Source organism: Lentibacillus sp. CBA3610 (assembly GCF_013373365.1).
Classification (GTDB): domain Bacteria; phylum Bacillota; class Bacilli; order Bacillales; family Amphibacillaceae; genus Lentibacillus.
On sequence record NZ_CP035925.1, the window covers coordinates 3231084 to 3254613 of the forward strand.

Below are 23530 nucleotides of genomic sequence, written 5' to 3' on the forward strand. Positions count from 1 at the left end.
TGAGGGCTTAAAATCAGTGAAAGCTTCATTTTTAAGCCTTGACATTTGTCATATTAGTAGGTATATTACATAAAAATACAGTATATTTATTTGAACTGGAAGCTTTGAACCATATTTAAACGAAGAAGAGGTCAGTAGCAAAATGCCTCCCGCAAGAGATTGGAATTCACCGGCTGAAAGATTCCATCGGGTATGGCTTTTGTGAAACCTGCCTTGGAGTTGTCAGATTAGAACCTGACCGCAGTCTCGCTGCGTTAAGAAATAAGAGTGGGCATGTTCGGCATGTCAATGAAGGTGGTACCACGGAAACACCCCAAGTCCGTCCTTTGTCTGGATGGATTTGGGGTGTTTTTATACATTAAAGGAGAGATGAAAATGCGTGAAAAAATGGCTTTTATTGGTGCCGGGTCAATGGCTGAATCAATCCTGACCGGCATATTAAACAGTGGATTTCTACCTAAAGAGCAGATCTATGTCACGAACAAATCTGACAAAGAACGATTGACATTTCTTAAAAAACAGTATGCCGTCCAAAATATAGACAACAAGGAAAAAGCAGTTGATGGAGCTAATATTATCGTTATAGCAGTCAAACCATATGATCTGGAAGCTGCAGTTGCCTCGATCAGGGATCACTTAACTGCTGATCAGCTGCTAATCTCAGTAGCAGCTGGCGTCTCAACCGATACGATTTCCCAATTGATCGGCAAAGCTATGCCGGTTATCCGGGCAATGCCAAATACGTCATCAGCGGCAGGTCAATCGGCTACAGCCGTTACCCGGGGGGAATTTGCCACTGACGAACATTTGCAGACAGCGATGGATTTGTTTAATACAATCGGTACAGCAACCGAAGTCGATGAGGCGGATATGCATACGGTTACGGCAATTTCAGGGAGCGGTCCAGCCTATGTGTATTATTTGGTTGAAGCTATGGAATCAGCAGCGGTGGAAGCTGGGTTAGATCAAGATACAGCGCATAATCTGATTACCCAAACAATTGTTGGTGCCGGGGAAATGCTGAAAACGTCAGGGTTGAATCCAAACAAGCTTCGTGAAAATATTACAAGTCCTGGCGGTACCACCCAAGCCGGATTGGAAATGCTGAGCAGCCATAACTTTCAGGAAGCAGTCGTAACATGTGTGGAACGGGCACGGGAACGTTCGATTGAATTAGGGAAGAAACTGTGAGTATAAGTGAGCATGCGACAATAATGTGACCTTCGAATTATACACAGCAATTTAAAGATAACATTATAGGCTGACTTATGATACATCGGGTTTCCGTGTTTCATCAACAGAAATTTGAGCATGAAGTGTTGCAATCATGCCATAGAACGCATAGAAAAATTCATCCGGTGCGACAACCCGGATATGTCCGACATGACTTGTGTCAAAATCAAATGTTGCTTCCAGCAGCCGGTAAGTTGAATACGCATAGAAGCAAAAGTATATATAGTCGAACTTCGGCATCTTGTCATAAATAACAGCGATCTCATCTTTGTAATGATCTAAATCCCGCATTGCTTCATCAATGAACGACTGCAGATCAGATAAATCCGCTTCCACGACTAAATCCCGTTCATTTTCTGTCCGAATGGTTGCCATGATTATCACTTCTTTCCTGTATTAAACGTTGCTCAACATCCACTATACCGGAAGTAGTCATCATAACCGGTGATATAAATCACTTTTGTACGGTTCATTTGGGATAAATTGTTCCATTATGTTGATCGGGTTCTAACATTTGCACTCAGGCGTGTTTTAATAATCCTTCTCACCCCTACAATCGAAACAAATTCGGAAAAGGGGGCATCATCCAGCAAAAAAATAAAATTTATTTTTCATTTGTATGCCCCCAAATGGTGAATTGTTTCGATAGTAGTAATGAAAGAAGGGGTTAGGCGTTTTTCAATTGGAACAAGCCCAAATCGTATTACAACAGTCATGGGGAAAAAGACTTGAGGGAAGTCTCGCTGCAGCTTTAGTATTGGGGTAAGACGTGGTTTATACTGCCAAATTTTACACGTTTTTAGTTATTAAAAAGGTCCTCCATTTAGTGGAGCACCTTTCATGCTTATCTTATCAATTCACGTGTTTTCCATTTCCGTGATTGCTGAATGAAATGTCCGATTTTCTCAAGGACCGGCTCAACCGATTCTCCCTGTTCAAGCAAATCATAATCCGAAATATCCAGACGCAAAATCGGGCAGGCATTAAAGTTATTAATCCATTCTTCATAGCGGTTATACAGTTCTTCCCAATAGGAAAGAGGCGTATTTTTTTCCATTTCACGCCCCCGGTTGTGAATCCGTTCCATTATGTTATCAAATGAACCTTCCAGATAAATTAATAAATCGGGATGCGGGAAATAGGGCGTCATCACCATAGCCTCAAATAAGTTGGTATATGTTTCATAATCTGTTTTGGACATTGTTCCGTTCTCATAATGCATTTTAGCAAAAATACCTGTGTCCTCATAAATCGAACGGTCCTGGATAAATCCGCCGCCATATTCAAAAATTTTCTTTTGTTCCTTGAAACGCTCAGCCAGGAAATAAATTTGCAGATGGAAGCTCCAGCGTTCAAAATCATCGTAAAATTTGCCGAGATATGGATTGGTATCGACCTTTTCAAAGGACGTTTTAAAGTTCAGGGCGTTGGCTAACGCTTTGGTCATGGTTGATTTCCCGACTCCGACAGTACCAGCAACTGTAATAATGCTGTCATGTGGGATCTGGTATTTATTGCGTAAGTTCATCTTAATGTTCCCCTTTAACGTTTGGATACTTGTTTGTAGTTTTGAAGCTGCTTATCTACAAGACCAATAATGTTATCAAGATCTTCCTGGTGCTTTACAAAATCCATTTCATCCCCGTTGATCCGGATAACCGGGATATTCGGGTGGAGCACCTCAAATTCATTCATGTAGTCCTCATAGTCCTGCACGAGCTGTGCCAGATACGATGGTTTAATATTTTGTTCAATATCTCTTCCGCGTGACCGAATGCGTTTTAAAATAGTATCAAGGCTTGCATGCAAGTAAATCATAATATTCGGCACAGGCATATCTTTTGTCAATATATGGTAAATTTGTTCATATTTGGCAAACTTATCATCCGGTAAGGTGCGCTTGGCAAAAATCATGTTTTTGAATATATGATAATCAGCCACAACCGCTTTATGCTGATTCAAATATTTTTGTTCAATATCTTCCAGTTGTTTATAACGATTGCAAAGAAAAAACATTTCCGTTTGAAAGCTCCATTCCTCAATATTATCGTAAAATTTTCCGAGGAAAGGATTTTCATCAACGATTTCTTTTAACAGATGAAAGTTAAAGTGGACAGAAAGTTTTTCTGCAAGTGATGTCTTTCCAATCCCGATTGGGCCTTCGACAGCAATAAACGGGGCTTCTGGCATAACTTTCCCTCCAAACAGACGGTGATAGTCGACAGATGATATAATTTTAGCATATAAAAAAGAGCAATTCTATGTAAAATAAAAAATCTGCTTTTCATTTGGCTGTGAATTTTGTATAATGTTTATTGTGTCTTTTTCTTCGTTCAGCATATGACCTTACATTAGACTATTCTTTTCTTATAAATGCCCCCGTAGCTCAGCGGATAGAGCGATGGCCTCCTAAGCCGTGTGCGCAGGTTCGATTCCTGCCGGGGGCGTACCTCAAAATGCTAATTAACAGTCCTATATTTCCACCATTTTCAAAAAAAATAATAACAATGAAATCCAACTAAGAAAGGAATATGCTGCATGAGTTTGACTAAGAAAATCCTGATTGCTCTTGTGTTGGGTGTTATCACTGGTATCAGCTTAAGTTTTGCACCATCCGATATATTTTCTATGGTTGATCAATATGCCCTGAATCCGGTCGGTCAGCTGTTTTTGAATCTGATTATGATGCTGGTTGTACCGATTGTCTTTGTGTCTATCGTATTAGGTGCTGCAGGTCTTAGTGATCCGGTCAAACTGGGAAAGATAGGCGTGCAAACGATTACGTTCTATCTTGTTACGACAGCAGTTGCCCTAACGATTGGTGTGGGCATGGGCTATTTGCTGGAGCCTGGTGCAGGCGGCAATTTTAATATTGGTGACAATGAATATGAAGAACAAACACCACCACCGGTTATGGAGACCCTTATTAATATTATCCCGGAGAACCCGATAGAGGCCATGAGCAGTGGTGATATGCTGCAAATTATTGCATTTGCTATTTTTATTGGTGTCGCCCTTGCTGTTTTAGGTGATAAAACGAAACGCATTCATCATTTATTTGAAGAGGCAAATGGAATTTTGCTGTATTTGGTAAATCTGGTTATGAAAACCGCCCCATATGGTGCATTTGCATTGATTGCGTCTGCTCTTGGCGATGCAGGACTTGATGCACTGGGATCGATGGCGATGTATATGCTTGCCGTCATTTTAGGTCTTGTCCTTCATGGTGCGATCACGTATAGCCTGGCAATCTGGGGGCTTGGCAAGGGAAATCCTCTGACGTTTTATAAGGGCTTTTTCCCGGCCATGTCGGTTGCCTTCAGTACATCAAGTTCCAGTGCCACACTTCCGGTTTCCATGCGGATGGCACAGGAAAAACTGGGCGTCAAAAAATCCATCAGCAGTTTTGTCCAGCCGCTCGGCGCAACGATCAACATGGATGGGACAGGCATTATGCAGGCTGTTGCAACTGTGTTTATTTCCCAGGTGTATGCGATTGATCTTGGATTGACCGATATTATCATGGTTATTCTGACGGCCACGCTGGCAAGTATCGGGACGGCCGGCGTTCCGGGAGTTGGTCTGGTGATGCTGGCAATGGTGTTGAACCAGGTTGGCCTGCCGACAGAAGGTATTGCCTTGATCATTGGAGTTGACCGCTTACTGGATATGCTGCGGACATCCCTGAACATTACAGGCGATGCTACCTGTGCCTATATTATTTCAGAACGGGAAAAACGTATAGACAAAGAAACAACTTATACAGAATAATAAAGTACCCCTTATGTGCTGCTTGTACAGGGGTATTTTTTATAATATCAGGAAAGAATAATGAGCGCTTTCATTGTAATGGACTTGGTAAAAGTCAAGGGTTTTTAATAAATTCCTAAACTAAAATACTTTAAATTTGTCACAGAATGTTCTAAAATAGTTTATAGTTAGCAAAATGTTTATAAAAATCTATATAATTTCACTTTTTAGAGACAGTTTTGCAATCGATTTCAAACAACAACTTTAGATGAGGTGATAGAATGGATATGCAGCGTATTCCTGCACAAGATGGCACATTTAATCTGCAAAACTATGAAAGGATGCTGGAAACATTTTCATGGGACGATATGAAAAAACATTTCAGCTGGAATGAAACAGGCAAAGTAAATATGGCTTATGAAGCAGTTGATCGTCATGCAGAAAATCCGAATAAAAGGGATAAAACGGCTCTCTTGTATTCGTCACCGGATCGTGAAGAAACATTAACATTTGATGAATTAAGTAAGAAAAGCAGCCAATTTGCAAATGTATTGCGTAGTTATGGGATTGAGAAAGGCGATCGTGTCTTTATGTTTCTGCCCAGAAGTCCTGAATTTTATGCGGCATTCTTCGGTATTTTAAAAACGGGTGCAATTGCCGGGCCGTTATTTGAAGCGTTTATGGAACAGGCGGTCCGTGACCGTCTGGAAGATAGTGAAGCAAGGATGCTGATTACGACGCCTGATTTGCTTGAACGGGTTCCACAGGACGATTTGCCTGATCTTGAGAAAATCGTACTTGTTGGTGAAAACAATGAAACGTCTGAAAAATATATTGATTATCATCAGGAAATGAAGGATGCATCAACTGCGTTTTCTATCGAGTGGGTTGATCTTGAGGATGGCATGCTGATCCATTATACATCCGGATCAACCGGTAAACCAAAAGGGGTTTATCATGTTCATAATGCTATGATCCAGCATTATGCCACGGCCGAATGGGTGCTGGATTTGCATGAAGATGATGTTTATTGGTGCACAGCCGACCCGGGCTGGGTCACCGGCACAAGTTACGGTATTTTTGCCCCATGGCTTTATGGTGTGACAAATGTTGTGAGGGGCGGCCGGTTCAGTCCGGACAACTGGTATGGAACAATTGATAAATATAATGTCAGTGTATGGTATACAGCGCCAACTGCTCTTCGGAAGCTTGTCAGTGCGGGTGAGGAACCTGTGAAGAAATATGATCTTTCATCATTAAGGCATGTTTTGAGTGTTGGAGAACCGCTGAACCCGGAAGTAATCACCTGGGGCTTGCAGGCATTTGACCTGAGAATTCATGACACATGGTGGATGACGGAAACAGGGGCACAGCTTATCGTCAATCTGCCATCCCAGGAAATCCGTCCAGGTTCGATGGGTAAACCGATTCCGGGCATTGAAGCATCGATTGTTGATAACGAGGGGAATGAAGTACCGCCAAATCAAATGGGCAACTTGGCGATCAAAGCGCCATGGCCTGCCATGATGCGGCAAATCTGGAAACGTCCGGAAAAATACGAAAGCTATTTTATCAACGGCTGGTATGTATCAGGCGACAGTGCCTATCAGGATGAAGACGGCTACTTTTGGTTCCCAGGGCCGGCTGGATGATGTCATTAACACTTCCGGTGAACGTGTCGGGCCATTTGAGGTCGAAAGTAAGCTGATCGAACATCAAGCTGTAGCAGAAGCCGGGGTAATCGGTAAGCCTGACCCTGAACGCGGCGAAATTGTCAAAGCATTTGTCACGTTAAATGAGGGCTATGAGGATTCAGAGGAGTTGCTTGAGGAAATCCGTCAATTTGTCAAAACCGGTCTGAGCGCCCACGCAGCGCCGCGAGAACTGGAAATCACCGATACAATTCCGAAAACGCGCAGTGGTAAAATCATGCGTCGCCTTCTGAAATCCTGGGAGCTGGGATTACCGACGGTGATACGTTCAACACTTGAAGAAATAATAGTCGAAAAACTGAGGCTTTCACCAATTTACAGCCTCAGTTTCTCATATATCAGCAAGTTTCAAATTGCTTTTGCCTGGGTAAAATTTATAGTGGAGCATCTTTTAGGAGTGAATTCAAATGAAAAAAAAGCAACCGTATAACCGATATGTTTGAAGATGTCGAATATACAGATCCGGCTAAAGCTTTAAAGATGCCGGACATGAAGTTATTACCAATCGGCTGAGAAAGGCAACGAAGTAAACTGGCAAAAATAATGAAACAACTGTCACAGTTGATGAAGGAATCGATCATTGAAACGGAAGAACTCGATGCACTGTATTCCGGGTGTTTCACCGGAATGCTGCGTGCGGATGAACGTCGTCAAATTTGCCAAAACAATTTATGGACGACAAAAACCGGTATCTCCATCTGCCATGTGCTCAATTGTTAATTAATGCACGAGCACTGAATGGGCGCAAAGCAACGGGTTTCAAATCCATCCTTGTTGATATGGAAAATGCAGGTGCAGAAGTACTGGATCAGGAAGTCGTTGTATGCGGCAATCAACTGGTGACAAGCCGCGGTCCGGATGATATTCCAGCATTTAACAGAGAAGCACTGAATGTTTTAAGTGCCTAATAAAAATCAATCCCCCTGATCGCTTTCATAGCGGTTAGGGGGATTTTTAATCAATTCCGAATCCAAAAATATTTACTGCCAGTTTTGCGGGAATGCCAATCCTAATTTCCAATAGCTGATTCCCAGAAGTTCCAGCCCTTCAATCATATCGAATTTTGCCTGAATGGAGCGTGCATCTTCAAACCATACTTCATGGTCAACTCCCGCGTTATCTGTATACGTATAGAATGTGCTGTGCCTCAGTATCAATATTGAATTGCCACATTTGCTCACGTGCTCTCGTAATCGCTTTCTGCGGGCTGATAGTCAGCAGATCACCACCTTCTACGTATGGAAGTGTCCAATCATAGCCGTAAAGATTTTGACCAAGCAGTATTTTATTGCCGGGCATCACACTCAATGCGAAATTGACAACTTCCCGTACTTCGTTTATTGGTGAAACTGCTAGTGGTGGTCCGTAGCTATAACCCCATTCATACGTCATGAGAACAACGAAGTCAGCAATTTCTCCATGTGCCGCATAATCATGGGCCTCATACCATGCCCCTTCCTGCTCGGCACTGGTTTTGGGAGCCAGGGCAGTGGACATTAATAAACCCTCTTCTGATAATCGCTGTCTCGCTTTGCGCAGAAAGTTATTATAAGCTTCACGGTCTTCGGGTGGTAAAAATTCAAAATCAAAATGGACATCAGTGAACCCCACTTCATTTGCTACATTGACGATATTGTCCAATAATGTATTCTGTACAGCTTGAACTGTCAAGATAATATGGCCGAGATCCTGGCTGAATTCACCTTCTTCCAGATTGGTCACGACAAGCATCAGTGATGTGTTCTGGTTTGCGGCGATTTGTTCAAAATTATCCATAGGTGGAGCTGTCAGTGTTCCATCACGGCCGACTTGGTAGCTGAATGGTGCAAGATAGGTGAGATAAGGTGTTGCTTTCTCTGCAGAATTAATCAATGTTTGGGAAACTTCTTCTCCAATAGGCTCTATATAGGCATTTGCAGTGATTTCCCTTTTTGGCTGTTCAGGGATATATAACCGTGTCCCCACAGATAATATACCTTCAACTGAAATATTATTGATTTGTGCCAGCTGCTCAGCGGTCAGGCCAAATTGCTGGGCAATCGAATATAAGCTTTCACCCTGCTGCACAACATAAAACTGTCCCATGATTGGGATGACGATGGCCTGGCCGACAACAAGATTATTCGGTGCATCCAGTTCATTTGCATCGATTATGTCAGTTGGTAAGCTATTGTATGTATCGGCGATGTTATAGATTGTATCTCCTTGCTGGACAACATGTATTTGCAAAAAAATCCTCCTCTCTTAAATCAATCCTGTTTACACATTATGATTTAAAAGAGGCGGATATACATTAAATAGGGTCAATGTCGGCATCCATTACAGAACGCATAAGGTAGAGTGCGTATTCGGTTCCCTCCTCTTCTTCGGATGCCATACAATTTTCCGGAATATGCATGCTATAATCATACATATAAGCATCTTTTGCCGTAAATAGAATACAAATGTCCCCAGCAATGCCTGCCATGATAAGATGTGTTTTGTTAAGATCACTTAAAAGGGCATGCAATGGTGTTTGGAAAAAGGCCGAATGCAATGGTTTAATCAGGAAATAATCGGAATCATCCGGTTTCAATGCCTCGATAATATGCTGGTTATGGTCATTTTCACATTGATTGATAATTTTCTGGAAATCTGCCTGCCATATGCCATAATGATCATTGACGTAAATAATAGGGATGTCTTTCTCTTTACCAAACTGTCTTAGTTTTTTTAATCCGGGAAGAATGTCATTGGTATGTTTGAGTAAATTTTCACTGCCGTCAAAGTCAAAATCATTTATGATATCAACAAACAGAATGGCAGTGTTTTCAACAGAAGTGTCCATAATCAAAAGACTCCTTTCTTTCCCTTAGTTTTTCCTGTCTGAATTATTTCAAACGTTCGGGGGTGTTTAAATGGCGGATGATGTCGTCTATATGCAGGAAGCAATTAAACAGGCCGAGCAAGCAAAAGAAGTGAATGAAGTGCCAATCGGGGCTGTTATCGTTCATCAGGGTGACGTCATTGCAAGGGGATATAATGTCCGTGAAACCTCACAGACAACGTTATCACATGCTGAACTCATCGCGATTCAAGAGGCTAATCGCAAAATCGGCAGCTGGCGGCTTGAAGATTGTACATTATACGTAACGCTTGAACCGTGCCCAATGTGTGCCGGTGCCATTGTTCAATCACGCATTAAACGGGTTGTGTTTGGAGCACCCGATCCAAAAGCAGGCTGTGCCGGTACACTGATGAATTTATTACAGGATGAGCGGTTCAATCATCGTGCTGATATGACAAGCGGTGTACTGCAGGATGAATGCAGGGCCTTGCTGACGGATTTTTTCCGGGAACTGCGGAGTAAAAAATAGTTTCTAATCATATTATTCCAGCGTACCATTAAATTTCCGACTCGCCAAAAAATTCTGTAAAATGTATCCACTTCACGATTATCATTGCATTTTACACGGATAGTAAGTATAATAATTATTGCCGTGCTAAGCGGGGAGGTAGCGGTGCCCTGTACTTGCAATCCGCTATAGCAAGGCTGAATTCCCATTCGAGGTTGGATGTCTGTAGGGTCTGCCTCAAGGGATTGGTGTTGACGCCCAGGTCCTGCGCAACAGGAACCCATGAACCTGTCAGATCCGGAAGGAAGCAGCAGTAAGTGGTTATTCTTGTGTGCCGCGGGGAAGCCTGAGCCGAGCCATGAACTTGGGTAACGCTTATGGATGTCCGATCAACAATGGGTGCACGGCATACATAATGAAGAAAGACTGCATCAATACTGTCACTGACAGTTGATGCAGTCTTTTTTAACTGAATAATATCCGTAATCTTCAGTTTTTTGATATACTTTTAACAAGTGCCACGCTGAGAGTGTTTAAATAATATCGGCACTTTTCACGAAAAAAGCAGCAGAAAGCGGGAATAAAGAGTGAAATTATTTAGTTTGCGATTTAGTGTATTTGTTATATTTTGGGGATTAATCATTTTGATGGATAGTATCAATACACCATTAAGTATTCTGTCATTTGCAATAGCTCTTGCATTCTACTTCTTTCTGTCTGTCAGAAAGGCACTTTTAATCCTTTATAGTATGCTTTCAATCATAATATGTACGCATAGCTATCTATTGACTGATAACATCTCACTTTCATTGCTGCTTTTGCTGTTCATAACAACGGAAGCAGCCATCAGCTTATCAAAAAAACATCTCCCTTTTTATTTGGCTATTAATATCGTGCTATCATTATCGCTAACGTTATTAAACAATGGACGGTTGCTGGAGATTATTATCATTAGCATTCTATTTTCCTTTTTAATACTGAAAATAAATCGTATGGCTGATGACAGACGGGAACAAAGGGAAATTTATGACCAGATGCTGGGTGAATACAGAAAACTGAAACGAATGAATCTGACTGCAGGACAGAATGCCAGATTGGAAGAACGAACAAAAATTGCCAGGGACATCCATGATTCTGTTGGACACCGATTGACAGCACTCATTATGAAACTGGAAATGCTGGCTATTGAAACAAAAAATCCGGAATTTAATACATTAAAACAAATGGCTAATGAAAGTCTTGAGGAAACAAGACAGGCGGTAAAAGCACTTAAAACTGATGAAAATGAAGGGATTGCAACTGTTGTTCACCTGATTCGCAAGCTGGAAGCGGAAAGCCATCTGCTTGTTCAATTTACGATAAGGCAAGGGCTTTTATCTGTACCTCTCTCGAATGAGAAAAGCATTAGTTTGTATCGTGTCATTCAGGAGGCGTTGACAAATGCGATGCGGCATGCCCAGTCCAGGGAGGTTCATGTGACACTGGAAAAGTCTGCAACGGAAGCGATTTCTTTTGAGATAACTAATACGATCCATCATGCAACACCATTAGTTTATGGATTCGGCTTGACCAATATGAAAAAACGGGTAGAGGAAGTAGACGGACGTCTCGAAGTATACCAAACAGATGAAACGTTTGTGGTCAAAGGATCAATGCCGGGCTCATAAAGTGAAACTCATTCAGTGGGGTGGTTTTCCCCGGTGATAGTAAGGAACAAAGGCTAAAACCGCAACGTCCTGTTGCAACGCCTTTGTGACCTGCATCCTGCAGGCCCGAACAGAATCGGACATTTAAGGACAGTTAGCTGCCGTACTTTGGCAGGTTACTGTCCGTTAGATGCGGAAAAAAGAGGTGAATGTTATGGTGGCGTGTGCTGGTGGTTGAGGATCAATCCATTGTCAGACAGGGTCTTAAAGTAATTTGGAACAAGATGAAAATATTAACGTGGTCCAGGAAGCGGAAAACGGGGAGGAAGCCATTGCAATCGTCGAAAGTCATGTCATCGATTTCGTTATGATGGATGTGAAGAATGCCGTTATGAACGGTATTTGAAAACTACAAGAAAAAATAAAAACAGCAATGGCCGGATATAAAATATTAATATTGACGACTTTCAACGATGACGAATATGTGGTTGAAGCCCTAAAAGTCCGGTGAAAAAGTCAAATTGTACTAGAATTTCTTGCTTTATGTCGAATATAGTCTATAGAAACACTATAAAAGGATGATCCGATTATGCATCACCGAAGCAAACCACATCAACCCAGCATGTTTCAATATATTGATATGGAGGATCTCGTTCCCGGGAACCATATCCTGAGAAGAGTGAAAGATGTGATCGACTTTTCAGCTGTCCACGATTGGGTGAAACCTCTCTACTCCGAAAAACAGGCCGGCCATCTACAAATGCTGAATTGATCGTTCGGCTAGTTGTACTGGAGTATCTATAATCACTCGGAACGGGAAACTATTTGAAACGCTCCCTATGCATGCTGGCTACCTGTGTTTGCGGCCTGGATTTTGAGTCTCTCCTTCCTGATCGGGACAACACTTGTTAAGACAAGAGCGCTTTGGCGTCGTCACGGTATTTTTTGATGAATATCATGATGCATTCGTTAATCAAGTGCATTGCTTCCGGCCTCGTCGCCAGACGTTCATGCCGGTGTGACGGCACAACAAGTGCGTGCAAAACGCGTCCATTCACAGTCTGGAAGAAATAGAGCGGCCCCGGTTCATACCATTGAAGGTTATCTGAAATAAAAAGCAACGTGACGAGGCAATCCTTGGCTCCATCAGACATGACAATACGGACAGCGACGATGATGATCAAAACTCCTCAGCCCTCCGAAATCAAAGAACAATCATCAATCGGGATCAAACTCAGGAAAATGCCAGCCATGAGACTCATGGCAAAACATTTCCAATCAAACCCATCGGAGTACGACAAGACCCTGATTGCCCGTTGTAACAAAAAGAGCAAAGGGCAGGAAGCTTATCCGCGTTTCCTCGTGCACGACCTGATAGACGTTGAATCAGGGATTATTTTGAAAACTGATGCAAGCATTGCTTCCGTACAGCTGAAAAGAGAAATAAGCCAGCACAGCTAAACGCTGTCGTTTCAACATCCGCAAATTCCAGATCCGGACGTTATCGTGACAAGGCCTATGGCACACGGCGTATTTGCCTATCTCCATTCCCAAGGCATCATCCCTTGATGCCTGAAGAAACCCATGAATTGAAGAGGTCCCGACTTGGCAAAGAAAAACCCACAAACCCTGAACACCAAAGAAAACGGCAGGAAAAAGTCGATAAACGTCAAGGCCAAAAATCAAGCAAACAAATCCAGATATGAGCAAATATCAGATATCCAGGACGAGCGTGTCCAGTGTTGAACATGAATTCGCTGAGGCCAAGACAGTTCACGCCATGGATCGTGCTAGAAGCAAGAGGGGCTGGACTCATGCAGGAACAAGCACTCTGGTACCGCCATCCGTTCAAAATCTAAGAAGTTAAAGCCGGTCAAAGGCAAAGGGCCCAGGACCGTGTTTCAGCATGCGCTGAAACTGAAAAAACGGATGAAAGACACCACCGCCATCACTTTTTCCCTTATTTTAAAGGTATCAAAGAAAATCGGGTCTTGTTTGCATATTTGATGATAAAAAATAGTTTTTTCAACCGGTCCTCTAAAAGAAGGAGCAAATGGATTTTACTGAAAACCTCGGAGTCAATAAATTAATCGAAGCTGTTTATAAGTGTATGAGTGGTGGTATGAACTATTCACGAGGAAGTGGCGCCAAAGTAATGCCGCGTCTCTCCAGCATTCCAAAGCGAAGAGGAATGAATGTTTCTTTCAATTGGCTGTTACAAAGCTTATAGGCGAAGGATGGACAAATAAAGAAATTGCTGAAGAGCTTTATTTATCGATCGGTACGGTGAAAAATTATCTTACACAAATTTTGCAAAAAACAGGATTCCGTGATCGGACGCAATTGGCAATATATGCAGTGAAACATCATATTGCCGATGACTAAAGCACAGTTTATCAGTTTGTTCTCCTTTAATTCTTACAAGAAATAAACTGCGGCATAATGAAAAATTTTTGAGTGTAATGACACCGCTCCGGAAATACGCTCCGCAGCGATGAACTAGCACTCAGGCCCCGTTAGAATTGGAAGAAGACATTCTAAAAGTTGCGTCGCAGTTTATGGATTTTGTGTCAAAAACACAGACTTTTATAATACAAATAGTATTTAACACAATAAGGCTATTGCCGGGGATTTCGGTAATAGCTTTTTACATTTCTTATAGAAAATGACTTCAGTCACATAAAAAAGAATGTTTCAGTGACTTCGGGCAGTATTCGTCATACATCAAACCATCGTAAACTTAATACAGAGGAGGCGGGTATGATGATTGAATTAGTGGATTTAACAAAGAAGTTCAAACACAACAAAGCAGTCAAAAAATTAAATATGTTCATTGAAAAAGGTGAAATAGTCGGATTGCTCGGGCCGAATGGGGCGGGGAAATCAACGGCTATTTCGATGATGTCGTCATTGGCGGAGCCAACCTCTGGTGATGTCCGGTTAAACAATAAAAGCATTTTAAAAAATCCTGCACCACTTCGGAAAATCGTCGGTATGGTGCCACAGGAAATTGCATTGTATGATGATTTAACAGCGGAAGAAAATATGCGTTTTTTTGGTCGGGTATATCGACTGAAAGGAGATGCATTAAAACGGAAAATTGATGAAGTACTGGATCAGATTGGTCTGAGCGACCGGCGCAAACAAGTGGTCAGTAAATTTTCCGGCGGGATGAAGCGGCGTCTGAATATCGGCGTTGCTATGCTGCATGAACCGGAGCTGCTGATCATGGATGAACCGGCTGTCGGCATTGATCCCCAATCACGCAATTATATTCTGGAAACTGTGAAGCATTTGAACGAGGAAAGAAAGATGACTGTTCTGTACACGAGCCACTACATGGAAGAGGTGGAATTTCTGTGTGACCGGATTTATATCATGGATCAGGGAAATTTGATTGCATCCGGAACGAAAGAAGACATTAAGCAAATCCTTTCGGCGGAGAAAACCATCTCGATCAAAGCAAGTCGCTTAAATGACCATTTTATTGAACTGCTTCAGAATACGCCGACCATTAATCGGGTGGCTGCAGGCGATAAAGAGGTTACCATAACCGTACCAAAAGAAATCAATATGTTTCCCAAACTCATTAGCCTGGCGGAGGAATCTAAGCTGGAACTGAGCTCAGTTGATGCCAAAACGCCAACCCTGGAAGATGTCTTTCTGCATCTGACAGGCCGGGCGCTCCGGGATTAGGTGGTGAATGGATATGGTTTGGCAAATTGTAAAAAAACAAGGATTGACATTGCTCAGAAACCCGATGGAATTGCTTTTGCTCGTTGGGCTGCCGATTATATTAATAGCCATACTTGGAACAGCGCTAGGCGGCACCATGAATGGTGAACCCAGTCCGATTGACGTAAAGGTTGCATTTGTGGAGCATGAAGATGAAGAGCAGCAAGTTGATCGTTTTATGAATATGATTGAAGCCGAATTACCTTCTGAGACAGTTGACGAAATTCGGGCTCAGGTGGAAGGATTAATGCCGGTCAGCATCTTAAAAGAAAATGTCTTTGGCAGTGACGAGGTAAGTGATATGGTAGAAGCTCATGACAGAGACGCATCAGAGCTCGATATGCTGACAGACGATGACTCATACACGGCTGTGATTGAAGTACCGGAAAACTTCACGTATGACATGCTCGAATATATGGTGCTGGATAAATCTGATCAGCCTGAATTGAACGTTTTGCAGAATGAAACACAGACAATAGGTGTCTCGGTTGTCACTGGTATTTTGGACCAATTTCAGGAGCGGCTTACGCTGGGCGCATTTTTAGGCAAGAACAGCATTGATGCGCGTGTAATGGAGTTGAACCAGGATGCGATAACCGGAGATATAACAACGATTAATCAGAAACACCCGATAACTGCAAAAGGCTATTACGCAGTCGGCATGGTTGTGATGAATGTTTTGTTGCTCGCATCCACGATTGGGACGATTGCATTCCGTGAAAAAAAGACCCATGTTTTTGATCGTATCATTCTTGGAAATATATCACGCTGGGCTTATTTTACCGGAGTTTTGCTGTCGGGGATGCTGTTCGGGTTTCTTCAGCTGTTGGCTGTGTACACGTTTGCTTGGCTGGTTTTTGACGTAACCTGGCCTGACTTGATCGCATTTTTAACCGTTTCGTTTATATACGCCATGGCTATAGGCGGCATAGCAGTATTGCTGACAGCGATCAGCTACCGGATTGATTCGGAACTGATCACATCCTTCTTTTCCGGAATTTTAGTGTTCCTGATGGCGCTTTTGGGTGGAAGTTTCTTTCCGATCGGTGATATGGCACCATTCTTTCGGACCATTGGCAATTTAACCCCAAATGGTGCAGGGATGTCTGCCTATTTAGCGATTTTAAGAGGTGACGGTATTCCGGACATATGGAACCACCTGTTGTTTCTCGTTATTTTTGCATTAGCAGCGATTATTTTTGCCGCATTCAGCTTTCCAAGAAGAGGGGTGTCGTCATGAGAGGCATTTTACTTTCAAAGTTGAAACTATTTATCCGCAATCCTTTTGTATTTATAATTTTTATGGTCATGTCGCTTGGATTTGCCTTGATTATTGGCGGTTCAGGCAGTATGGCAACCATTCAAGTACCTGTTTATGCAGCAGATGATTCAGTGAGAGATTCTGCGATTGAGGACAATCTGACCGGCATTGATGGATTTACATTCAATTGGATGAGCGAAGAAGACATGATGACAGAAGTAGAAAATGGAAGCGCAGAGCTTGGCGCCATCCTCCATGAAGATAATTTTCAAATAATTGTCGGCGTGGATTCGCCAAATGCCGGTACAGTTGAACAGATGATCCAGAGAGCCTATGCAAAAGAACAGCAGAAAAATCAGATTTATGAGGCCGCACGTGCTTCGGACAATTTGAATAGTGAGGATGTTATGGACGAATTGGAAGCATCCATGGAATTGCCTGTTCTTTCCATTACAGCTGATTACTTCGGCGGATCTGAGGAGTCGGAACTTGATGGTACATTTCAAACGTTGTTTGGCTTCACATTATTTTTTGTTATCTACACGATTGGCTATAATGTGTTGTCCATTTTGACAGATAAGAAGAATGGCATATGGGATCGGATGATCTTATCGCCTGTACGTAAATGGGAAATGTATGTCGCCAATTTAATTTACAGTTTTTTTGAAGGTTACGTGCAAGTGCTGGTTATTTTTCTCGTCTTTCGCTATATCGTTGGTGTTGATTTTAATGGAAAATTTACGGAGACCCTGCTTCTCCTGGTTCCATACGTTTTTGCCATTGTTGCGTTGTCGATTTTGTTAACTGGTATCGTTAAAAATGTCCAGCAGTTTAATGCTTTGTTACCGATTGTTTCGGTAAGCATGGCGATGATCGGCGGTGCTTTTTGGCCGCTTGAAATTGTGGAATCGGAATTTCTGCTTGCCCTATCTAAAATTAATCCATTGACGTATGGTATGGAAGTATTAAATGGTGTTGCGGTTTATGGTTATCCGCTGGAAGAGCTTCTATACCCAATCAGTATTCTGATATTGATGGGTGTTGTATTTATGGGTATCGGTATTCATTTGATGGAACGAAGACATGTCTGAATTGTTTAACCGGCAATCAGCGGGAAAGACTATCCCGCTGATTACAGTTTTGTTCTTTATCCTTCACATTCACCCCTGAAATCGAGTATAATTTAGATAGAAACTATAAAGGGGAAACATTCATTATGAGCTATCAGGCACTATACCGCGTGTGGAGACCAAAAACGTTTCAGGATGTTGTCGGACAAACCCATATCACCAAAACATTACAAAATGCCATCGTTGAGGAAAAATTTTCACATGCCTATATTTTTTCCGGCCCGCGTGGAACCGGGAAAACAAGTGCCGCGAAGATTTTTGCGAAAACGATTAATTGTGAGCATGCCCCTGTCAAAGAACCGTGTAATGAATGTGCAGCGTGCCGTGGTATTCAGGATGGTTCGATTTCAGATATTATTGAAATGGACGCGGCATCGAACACAAGTGTTGAGGATGTCCGTGAAATACGTGAAAAAGTCAAATATGCTGCAAGTTCGGTCCCTTATAAAGTGTACATTATCGATGAGGTGCACATGATTTCAACAAGTGCGTTTAATGCACTTTTGAAAACATTGGAAGAGCCCCCCAAGCATGTTGTTTTTATTCTGGCAACGACGGAACCTCACAAAATCCCGCTGACAGTTGCTTCAAGATGCCAGCGCTTCGATTTCAAACCGATTTCGAACAAGTCAATTGCAGAAAGGATGCAGGCCGTTATTGAAGCGGAGCAAATTTCTGTTTCGGATGAAGCCTTGGATACTGTTGCACTGGCGGCTGAAGGCGGTATGCGGGATGCGCTCAGTATTCTTGATCAAGCCATTTCGTACAGTGATGAACGGGTCGAACTGGAAGATGTCCTTGCCGTTACAGGTGGTGTGGCACAAGGAATACTGACAGATATTGTCCAAGCCATGCATGATCAAGACGTGCAGAAAGCTTTATCACTGCTCGATGATCTGATTCAGAACGGAAAAGACCCGGCACGCTTTGTATATGACCTGATTTATTTCCTGCGCGATTTGTTGCTGTACAAAAGTGCCCCAACGCTTGAGGATATTTTGGAACGGGCCATGGTTGATGAAGCATTTAAGCAGCTTGCCGAGACTGTTCCCGAAGCCTGGATACAAGATGCGATTACTCACCTTAACCAGTGCCAACAGGAGATTAAGTGGTCAACCAGTCCAAAAGTATTTATCGAAATTGCCATCTTAACGATAACCAATAGCGATGCGCAGAAAGAAGAAACACAAAATGCCGTTGACTCAGAAACTGTGACAAGGCTTGTGAGCAGACTCGAGCATCTGGAGAAGGAATTGACAGCATTGAAGGATTCCCCTGCAGCAGCAAAACAGCATGCACCGGCTCAAGAACCAAAACGGCAGAAACCCAGAACGGCTAAAAATAGTTACAACATTCCATATGAGAAAATCCGCAGCGTTCTGGATGCAGCAGAAAGACCAATGCTTAAAGAAGTGCAGTCACAATGGGCCTCATTTTTAAATAAGCTGAAATCGACAAGCGCCCCTGCACATGCTACAATACAGGACAGCAAGCCTGCAGCTGCATCTACCGAAGCATTAGTCGTCCAATTTAAATATGAAATACATTGTTCGTTGTTTTTGGATAATCGGGATACAGTGGAGTCAGTGCTGACAAGTGTGACCGGAAGAAAATGGACAATTATCCCGATTCCGGCGAATAATTGGCAGGAATTACGAAATGAATATATAAGCAAGCAGGAACAAGCTGCGACCGAAGAAGAAAACGAGCAGGAAGATCCATTGGTCGAAGAAGCGAGAAAACTGGTCGGAGATGACCTGCTGGAAATTCACGATCAATAGATAACTTTTTAGGAGGCGTTTTTTATGAAAGGCAATATGAATAACATGATGAAGCAAATGCAAAAAATGCAGAAGAAAATGATGAAAGCCCAGGAAGAACTGCATGAGATGACATTTGAAGCATCAGCCGGCGGTGGCATGGTAACCGTTGTTGCAAATGGCAAAAAGGAAATAACCGATGTGCAAATCTCTGAAGAAGTTGTTGACCCTGATGATGTTGACATGCTGCAGGATTTGGTTTTGACTGCAACAAACGATGTCATTAAGCAGATTGAGGATAAAACGAATGACACGATGGGACAATTCACGCAAGGGATGAACCTGCCTGGTGGAATGTTCTAGGAGGCATAGACATGTACTATCCGGAACCGATTTCCAAACTGATTGACAGTTTCACAAAATTGCCAGGGATCGGTCCAAAAACGGCTGTCCGTCTGGCATTTTTTGTATTGAATATGAATGATGATGATGTCATGGATTTTGCCAAATCACTTGTGAATGCAAAACGTGAATTAACGCACTGTTCAACGTGCGGCCATATTACTGATCAGGATCCATGCGCCATTTGCCAGGATACCTCAAGAGATGGGTCAATCATCTGTGTGGTGCAGGATCCAAAAGATGTTATCGCAATGGAAAAGATGAAAGAATACAATGGAAAATATCATGTACTGCATGGCGCGATCTCCCCAATGGACGGGATAGGGCCTGAGGATATCAACGTGCCCGATTTGATCAATAGATTGAAAGATGAAGGTGTTGAGGAATTGATTCTGGCAACAAACCCGAATATTGAAGGGGAAGCGACAGCGATGTATATCTCCCGTCTCGTTAAACCCTCAGGTATTAAAACGAGCCGGATTGCACATGGCTTGCCGGTTGGCGGTGATCTGGAATACGCAGATGAAGTAACACTATCAAAAGCATTGGAAGGCAGACGAGATCTTTAAAGATAGATAGGTGACATTATGGGGAGAAAAAAGAGAAAACGGGAAGTGGATGAACAATTACTGGATGCATTGTTTACAGTCGAACATGAATGGAAACAAATCCAGTCCATTGTTGATAAAAGCATTGAACCAACTGAAGATGGTTTTTATAAAGAGAATCTTGCACGCGCTAAGTATTTATTTTTATTACGTGAAGCAAGACGGCGAAAAATCAGTGCTATCCGCTATAATAAATAGATTTCAGTTCTTTTTTCGCGTTCCTTTTCATAAGTAAATAGAAAGGGACAAGAAAAAGGAGTGATTAGGGTTGAGTTCAACACTGGTTATTTCAATCATGGTTGCGTTAATTGTCATTCTATTATTTGTTGGTGCTCCTGTTAAACCAATGCGTTTCATCGCAAACAGTACTGTGAAGTTAGGAATCGGCATTTTATTTTTATTTTTCTTTAACGTCTTCGGCGGAGCAATCGGATTGCATATCCCTATTAATATAATTACAGTCATTATATCCGGTTTCTTAGGTTTATTTGGACTGGGCTCACTCGCAGCCATCCATTTATTTATCTTACCGTAAATTTTTTTGTTCTTGTCACCATCAGTTTAAAAAGTGTAAAGAAATAAGCTTCCCCGGCATATACTTTTATTAAAGAAGGCTGTTTTCTTAAAGGTTGTTGTTTTTGCCGAAAAATCCATAAAGTGCGACGTAACTTTTGGAATGTCTTTCTTCTAGTTTATTGGGAACAAGTGCTATTTCGGCGCTGCGGAAAAATACTCGCTTTCCGCGGGGAACGCTTCAGCCTCCTCGCTCGCAAAGCCCGCTCACTGCGGGGTCTTCAGACTGTTCCTTTCCCGCAGGAGTCTCGCATTTTTCCGCAGCTTAGTGTGCTGTTCTATCCTAGTGAGAAAAAGCTCATTAGACACTTTATTTTGAGTTTCAACATTCAAAATGCAGAACGACCGTCAATGCTAGCGTAGGAAATACGCGGAGACTCCTGCGGGAAAAGTGACCAACGTGAGACCCCACAGGGCGAATGCCCGAGGAGGCTCACGGGGCACCCGCGGAAAGCGGAGCGTATTTCCGGAGCGGTATCATTGCACTCAATTTTTTTACTGTGTCGCAGTTTATATCGATTACGGGGTTTAAAAACAACAGAGCTTACGAAAAGAGCCACCGAAAAAAGATTCAATGATTACAAGAATTGTTTGTATAAAATTCGTTAGATTAGGAGATACTAAGCTAACGGAGGTGGGGACATGGAACAAAAATTTCTAACGGAACGGTGCGGTATTTGCGAAGAAGAAAAAGACCGAGGCATTCATTTATACAAACTATTTATCTGTTGTGAATGTGAAAGAAATATGATTCACACTGAACCACGAGAAGAAAAGTACCGCTATTATCTGCAAAAGTTAAAAAATATGAATCAACCAACACTATATTCCTAATCATTTATAGCCCGCTGCACGAATAGTTTGCAGCGGGCTTTCTTAATGATACCATCCAGATATAACACGTAGCAGAGGGTGGGTGGATAATGAGCAGTAACCAGGAAAAAACACCATTATATGATGCATTGAAACAATTCGCAGGCGGCAACCCTATGTCATTTCATGTCCCCGGTCATAAGCACGGGACGATTTTTCCGGAAAAGGGCAGGGAATTTTTTGAATCTGTGCTGCCGCTCGATATGACCGAGTTGACAGGATTGGATGACTTGCATGCCACGCGGGATGTTATTTATGAAGCACAGGAGCTTGCTGCAGATTTTTTTGGAGCAGACGCGACCCATTTTCTGATTGGGGGCAGTACAGCAGGCAATTTAGCTATGATTTTATCGGTTTGTTCAGCGGGTGATAAAGTTATTGTGCAGCGTAATAGTCATAAGTCGATTTTCAATGGATTGGAACTCGGCGGGGCACGACCGGTTCTGATTGCACCGGAGTTTGATGAGTCGCTGGATCGTTATACGGCACCAGATATTGAAACAATCACACAAGCACTTCAGCAGCATCCGGATGCTAAAGCTGTGGTCCTGACTTATCCGGATTATTTCGGAAAAACATTTGCGCTGCGAGAAATCATTGAATTAATTCATGAATATAATATACCAGTGCTGGTTGATGAAGCGCATGGTGTCCATTTTTCATTAAGTGGGGTATTCCCGGATTCTGCGGTGAGGCTTGGTGCAGATGCGGTTGTTCAATCAGCGCATAAAACAACGCCGGCCATGACGATGGGAGCCTTGTTGCATATTCAGTCAGAACGGATAGCCAGCCACCGGACCCAGCATTATCTGCAAATGATTCAGTCAAGCAGTCCATCGTACCCTATTATGGCATCACTGGATCTTGCCCGTTATTATCTAGCGAATTTACCAGCGTACGACATGGCATTGATATTGGACAGTGCCCGTCAGGTTCGTGCCATACTGGATTCAGGTCAATGCTGGGACTTACTGTCATCAGATGATCCGCTTAAAATGACGCTTCAGGCAAAACCGGGTATTTCAGGTAACACGATAGCCGGGTTATTTGAACAGGAGGGTATTTATCCGGAACTATCAACGCATCATCAGCTTTTATTGATCCATGGTCTTGGGTCTTTTACAGAAACAAACAAGCTGAAAAATGCTGTTAAGCGGATTACGGCACAATTAAAAAATATACCCAATCGTGATATAATAGATACAAGCAATCTTTTCAAACAACGTGTAACGGTACTTGATTTGGATTATTCAGCCATTGAAGCGTACCAAGTAACGCAAATACCTCTCAGGCAAGCTGAAAATTATATAGCAGCAGAGGCTATCATCCCATATCCGCCTGGAATACCGCTGGTACTGAAAGGTGAGCGGATCACCCTCAGCCATATTAAAGTCATTGAACAGTTTATACAGCAGGGTGTGACCATACAGCATCGTCATATAGATCATGGAATAAGTGTTTTTTGCACATCTGGCTTGCAGAGAGGAAAAAGCGTCTAACTGAATGAAGTGT

24 protein-coding genes, 1 tRNA gene, 1 other RNA gene, 3 pseudogenes and 1 other annotated feature are annotated in these 23530 nt (G+C 42.5%); of the genes and pseudogenes, 23 read left to right on the plus strand and 6 right to left on the minus strand.

Going from position 1 to position 23530, the window contains the following annotated elements:
* Window positions 1-113 precede the first annotated feature (113 nt).
* Window positions 114-330: a binding site (T-box leader), on the plus strand.
* Window positions 331-375: 45 nt separating this feature from the next.
* On the plus strand, window positions 376-1191 hold the full coding sequence (proC, locus tag Len3610_RS15835) for a pyrroline-5-carboxylate reductase (RefSeq protein WP_176448807.1): 816 nt from the start codon (window positions 376-378) through the stop codon (window positions 1189-1191).
* Window positions 1192-1266: 75 nt separating this feature from the next.
* Here proC and Len3610_RS15840 read toward each other — a convergent pair whose 3' ends face one another.
* From Len3610_RS15840 to Len3610_RS15850, 3 genes are all read right to left on the minus strand, one after another.
* Window positions 1267-1608, minus strand: coding sequence for a hypothetical protein (locus Len3610_RS15840; protein ID WP_176448808.1), 342 nt, complete (start codon window positions 1606-1608; stop codon window positions 1267-1269).
* 469 nt (window positions 1609-2077) lie between these two features.
* Window positions 2078-2761, minus strand: a complete 684-nt coding sequence (locus tag Len3610_RS15845) for a deoxynucleoside kinase (RefSeq protein WP_176448809.1) — start codon at window positions 2759-2761, stop codon at window positions 2078-2080.
* Window positions 2762-2775: 14 nt separating this feature from the next.
* Window positions 2776-3423 (minus strand): deoxynucleoside kinase, encoded by a 648-nt coding sequence (locus Len3610_RS15850; RefSeq protein ID WP_176448810.1) that lies wholly within the window; start codon window positions 3421-3423, stop codon window positions 2776-2778.
* Between the two features lie 185 nt (window positions 3424-3608).
* On the opposite strand from Len3610_RS15850, the gene Len3610_RS15855 reads away from it, so the two are divergent.
* The 4 genes and pseudogenes from Len3610_RS15855 (at window position 3609) to Len3610_RS15870 (ending at window position 7603) form a co-directional block, all read left to right on the plus strand.
* Window positions 3609-3680 (plus strand) — tRNA-Arg (locus tag Len3610_RS15855).
* Window positions 3681-3771: 91 nt separating this feature from the next.
* The gene (locus Len3610_RS15860; protein ID WP_176448811.1) at window positions 3772-5004 is read left to right on the plus strand and encodes a dicarboxylate/amino acid:cation symporter; all 1233 of its coding nucleotides are present in this window, start codon (window positions 3772-3774) and stop codon (window positions 5002-5004) included.
* 260 nt (window positions 5005-5264) lie between these two features.
* Window positions 5265-6978: pseudogene (gene acsA / locus Len3610_RS15865) on the plus strand (acetate--CoA ligase); the annotation flags it as partial.
* A 152-nt stretch (window positions 6979-7130) separates the two neighbouring features.
* A pseudogene (locus Len3610_RS15870) lies at window positions 7131-7603 on the plus strand (DJ-1/PfpI family protein).
* A 72-nt stretch (window positions 7604-7675) separates the two neighbouring features.
* Here the strand turns inward: Len3610_RS15870 and Len3610_RS15875 are convergent.
* Window positions 7676-8924: pseudogene (locus Len3610_RS15875) on the minus strand (LysM peptidoglycan-binding domain-containing protein).
* 64 nt (window positions 8925-8988) lie between these two features.
* On the minus strand, window positions 8989-9522 hold the full coding sequence (locus Len3610_RS15880) for a cysteine hydrolase family protein (protein ID WP_176448812.1): 534 nt from the start codon (window positions 9520-9522) through the stop codon (window positions 8989-8991).
* Window positions 9523-9592: 70 nt separating this feature from the next.
* Here Len3610_RS15880 and tadA point away from each other — a divergent pair, with 70 nt between their 5' ends.
* From tadA to Len3610_RS15900, 5 genes are all read left to right on the plus strand, one after another.
* Window positions 9593-10051, plus strand: coding sequence for a tRNA adenosine(34) deaminase TadA (gene tadA, locus Len3610_RS15885; protein WP_176448813.1), 459 nt, complete (start codon window positions 9593-9595; stop codon window positions 10049-10051).
* A 121-nt stretch (window positions 10052-10172) separates the two neighbouring features.
* Window positions 10173-10437, plus strand: an RNA gene (ffs, locus tag Len3610_RS15890) — signal recognition particle sRNA large type.
* Window positions 10438-10617: 180 nt separating this feature from the next.
* On the plus strand, window positions 10618-11697 hold the full coding sequence (locus Len3610_RS15895) for a sensor histidine kinase (protein ID WP_176448814.1): 1080 nt from the start codon (window positions 10618-10620) through the stop codon (window positions 11695-11697).
* A 253-nt stretch (window positions 11698-11950) separates the two neighbouring features.
* On the plus strand, window positions 11951-12082 hold the full coding sequence (locus tag Len3610_RS21275; protein WP_255259660.1) for a response regulator: 132 nt from the start codon (window positions 11951-11953) through the stop codon (window positions 12080-12082).
* A gap of 183 nt (window positions 12083-12265) precedes the next feature.
* The gene (locus Len3610_RS15900) at window positions 12266-12448 is read left to right on the plus strand and encodes a hypothetical protein (RefSeq protein WP_176448815.1); all 183 of its coding nucleotides are present in this window, start codon (window positions 12266-12268) and stop codon (window positions 12446-12448) included.
* A 136-nt stretch (window positions 12449-12584) separates the two neighbouring features.
* Here the strand turns inward: Len3610_RS15900 and Len3610_RS15905 are convergent, their stop codons facing one another.
* Window positions 12585-12860 (minus strand): hypothetical protein, encoded by a 276-nt coding sequence (locus Len3610_RS15905; RefSeq protein ID WP_176448816.1) that lies wholly within the window; start codon window positions 12858-12860, stop codon window positions 12585-12587.
* Here Len3610_RS15905 and Len3610_RS15910 point away from each other — a divergent pair.
* The 13 genes from Len3610_RS15910 (at window position 12850) to Len3610_RS15970 (ending at window position 23517) form a co-directional block, all read left to right on the plus strand.
* Window positions 12850-13137 carry a hypothetical protein gene (locus Len3610_RS15910; RefSeq protein ID WP_176448817.1) on the plus strand — a complete coding sequence of 96 codons (288 nt, stop codon included), beginning with the start codon at window positions 12850-12852 and terminating at the stop codon, window positions 13135-13137. The two genes, Len3610_RS15905 and Len3610_RS15910, sit on opposite strands and share 11 nt — an antisense overlap.
* Window positions 13138-13281: 144 nt before the next feature.
* Entirely contained in the window at window positions 13282-13422 is a 141-nt protein-coding gene (locus tag Len3610_RS15915) for a hypothetical protein (protein WP_176448818.1), read from the plus strand.
* 462 nt (window positions 13423-13884) lie between these two features.
* Window positions 13885-14061, plus strand: coding sequence for a response regulator transcription factor (locus Len3610_RS21280; RefSeq protein ID WP_255259661.1), 177 nt, complete (start codon window positions 13885-13887; stop codon window positions 14059-14061).
* 378 nt (window positions 14062-14439) lie between these two features.
* The gene (locus tag Len3610_RS15925) at window positions 14440-15372 is read left to right on the plus strand and encodes an ABC transporter ATP-binding protein (RefSeq protein ID WP_176449715.1); all 933 of its coding nucleotides are present in this window, start codon (window positions 14440-14442) and stop codon (window positions 15370-15372) included.
* 13 nt (window positions 15373-15385) lie between these two features.
* Window positions 15386-16651, plus strand: coding sequence for an ABC transporter permease (locus Len3610_RS15930; protein WP_176448820.1), 1266 nt, complete (start codon window positions 15386-15388; stop codon window positions 16649-16651).
* Window positions 16648-17763, plus strand: a complete 1116-nt coding sequence (locus tag Len3610_RS15935) for an ABC transporter permease (protein WP_176448821.1) — start codon at window positions 16648-16650, stop codon at window positions 17761-17763. The genes Len3610_RS15930 and Len3610_RS15935 overlap by 4 nt, the downstream gene beginning before the upstream one ends.
* 125 nt (window positions 17764-17888) lie before the next feature.
* Window positions 17889-19583 (plus strand): DNA polymerase III subunit gamma/tau, encoded by a 1695-nt coding sequence (gene dnaX / locus Len3610_RS15940; RefSeq protein ID WP_176448822.1) that lies wholly within the window; start codon window positions 17889-17891, stop codon window positions 19581-19583.
* A 24-nt stretch (window positions 19584-19607) separates the two neighbouring features.
* Complete coding sequence (locus Len3610_RS15945) at window positions 19608-19925, plus strand: YbaB/EbfC family nucleoid-associated protein (protein ID WP_176448823.1); 318 nt, start codon at window positions 19608-19610, stop codon at window positions 19923-19925.
* 11 nt (window positions 19926-19936) lie between these two features.
* A complete protein-coding gene (gene recR / locus Len3610_RS15950) occupies window positions 19937-20533 on the plus strand; it encodes a recombination mediator RecR (RefSeq protein ID WP_176448824.1) in 597 nt (198 codons plus the stop codon).
* An 18-nt stretch (window positions 20534-20551) separates the two neighbouring features.
* Complete coding sequence (locus Len3610_RS15955; RefSeq protein ID WP_176448825.1) at window positions 20552-20770, plus strand: YaaL family protein; 219 nt, start codon at window positions 20552-20554, stop codon at window positions 20768-20770.
* A 70-nt stretch (window positions 20771-20840) separates the two neighbouring features.
* A complete protein-coding gene (locus Len3610_RS15960; RefSeq protein ID WP_176448826.1) occupies window positions 20841-21107 on the plus strand; it encodes a pro-sigmaK processing inhibitor BofA family protein in 267 nt (88 codons plus the stop codon).
* A gap of 680 nt (window positions 21108-21787) precedes the next feature.
* Window positions 21788-21979 carry a sigma factor G inhibitor Gin gene (locus tag Len3610_RS15965; protein WP_176448827.1) on the plus strand — a complete coding sequence of 64 codons (192 nt, stop codon included), beginning with the start codon at window positions 21788-21790 and terminating at the stop codon, window positions 21977-21979.
* Window positions 21980-22068: 89 nt separating this feature from the next.
* Complete coding sequence (locus Len3610_RS15970) at window positions 22069-23517, plus strand: aminotransferase class I/II-fold pyridoxal phosphate-dependent enzyme (protein ID WP_176448828.1); 1449 nt, start codon at window positions 22069-22071, stop codon at window positions 23515-23517.
* The last annotated feature ends 13 nt before the right edge of the window (window positions 23518-23530 follow it).

Coding starts and splice junctions, on each gene's coding strand:
- Len3610_RS15840 (WP_176448808.1), bottom strand. CDS start 1,608: ATGGCAACCATTCGGACAGAAAATGAACGGGATTTAGTCGTGGAAGCG.
- proC (WP_176448807.1), top strand. CDS start 376: ATGCGTGAAAAAATGGCTTTTATTGGTGCCGGGTCAATGGCTGAATCA.
- Len3610_RS15845 (WP_176448809.1), bottom strand. CDS start 2,761: ATGAACTTACGCAATAAATACCAGATCCCACATGACAGCATTATTACA.
- Len3610_RS15880 (WP_176448812.1), bottom strand. CDS start 9,522: ATGGACACTTCTGTTGAAAACACTGCCATTCTGTTTGTTGATATCATA.
- Len3610_RS15860 (WP_176448811.1), top strand. CDS start 3,772: ATGAGTTTGACTAAGAAAATCCTGATTGCTCTTGTGTTGGGTGTTATC.
- Len3610_RS15850 (WP_176448810.1), bottom strand. CDS start 3,423: ATGCCAGAAGCCCCGTTTATTGCTGTCGAAGGCCCAATCGGGATTGGA.
- Len3610_RS15955 (WP_176448825.1), top strand. CDS start 20,552: ATGGGGAGAAAAAAGAGAAAACGGGAAGTGGATGAACAATTACTGGAT.
- dnaX (WP_176448822.1), top strand. CDS start 17,889: ATGAGCTATCAGGCACTATACCGCGTGTGGAGACCAAAAACGTTTCAG.
- tadA (WP_176448813.1), top strand. CDS start 9,593: ATGGCGGATGATGTCGTCTATATGCAGGAAGCAATTAAACAGGCCGAG.
- recR (WP_176448824.1), top strand. CDS start 19,937: ATGTACTATCCGGAACCGATTTCCAAACTGATTGACAGTTTCACAAAA.
- Len3610_RS15945 (WP_176448823.1), top strand. CDS start 19,608: ATGAAAGGCAATATGAATAACATGATGAAGCAAATGCAAAAAATGCAG.
- Len3610_RS15930 (WP_176448820.1), top strand. CDS start 15,386: ATGGTTTGGCAAATTGTAAAAAAACAAGGATTGACATTGCTCAGAAAC.
- Len3610_RS15935 (WP_176448821.1), top strand. CDS start 16,648: ATGAGAGGCATTTTACTTTCAAAGTTGAAACTATTTATCCGCAATCCT.
- Len3610_RS15965 (WP_176448827.1), top strand. CDS start 21,788: ATGGAACAAAAATTTCTAACGGAACGGTGCGGTATTTGCGAAGAAGAA.
- Len3610_RS15910 (WP_176448817.1), top strand. CDS start 12,850: ATGATGATCAAAACTCCTCAGCCCTCCGAAATCAAAGAACAATCATCA.
- Len3610_RS15900 (WP_176448815.1), top strand. CDS start 12,266: ATGCATCACCGAAGCAAACCACATCAACCCAGCATGTTTCAATATATT.
- Len3610_RS15970 (WP_176448828.1), top strand. CDS start 22,069: ATGAGCAGTAACCAGGAAAAAACACCATTATATGATGCATTGAAACAA.
- Len3610_RS15925 (WP_176449715.1), top strand. CDS start 14,440: ATGATTGAATTAGTGGATTTAACAAAGAAGTTCAAACACAACAAAGCA.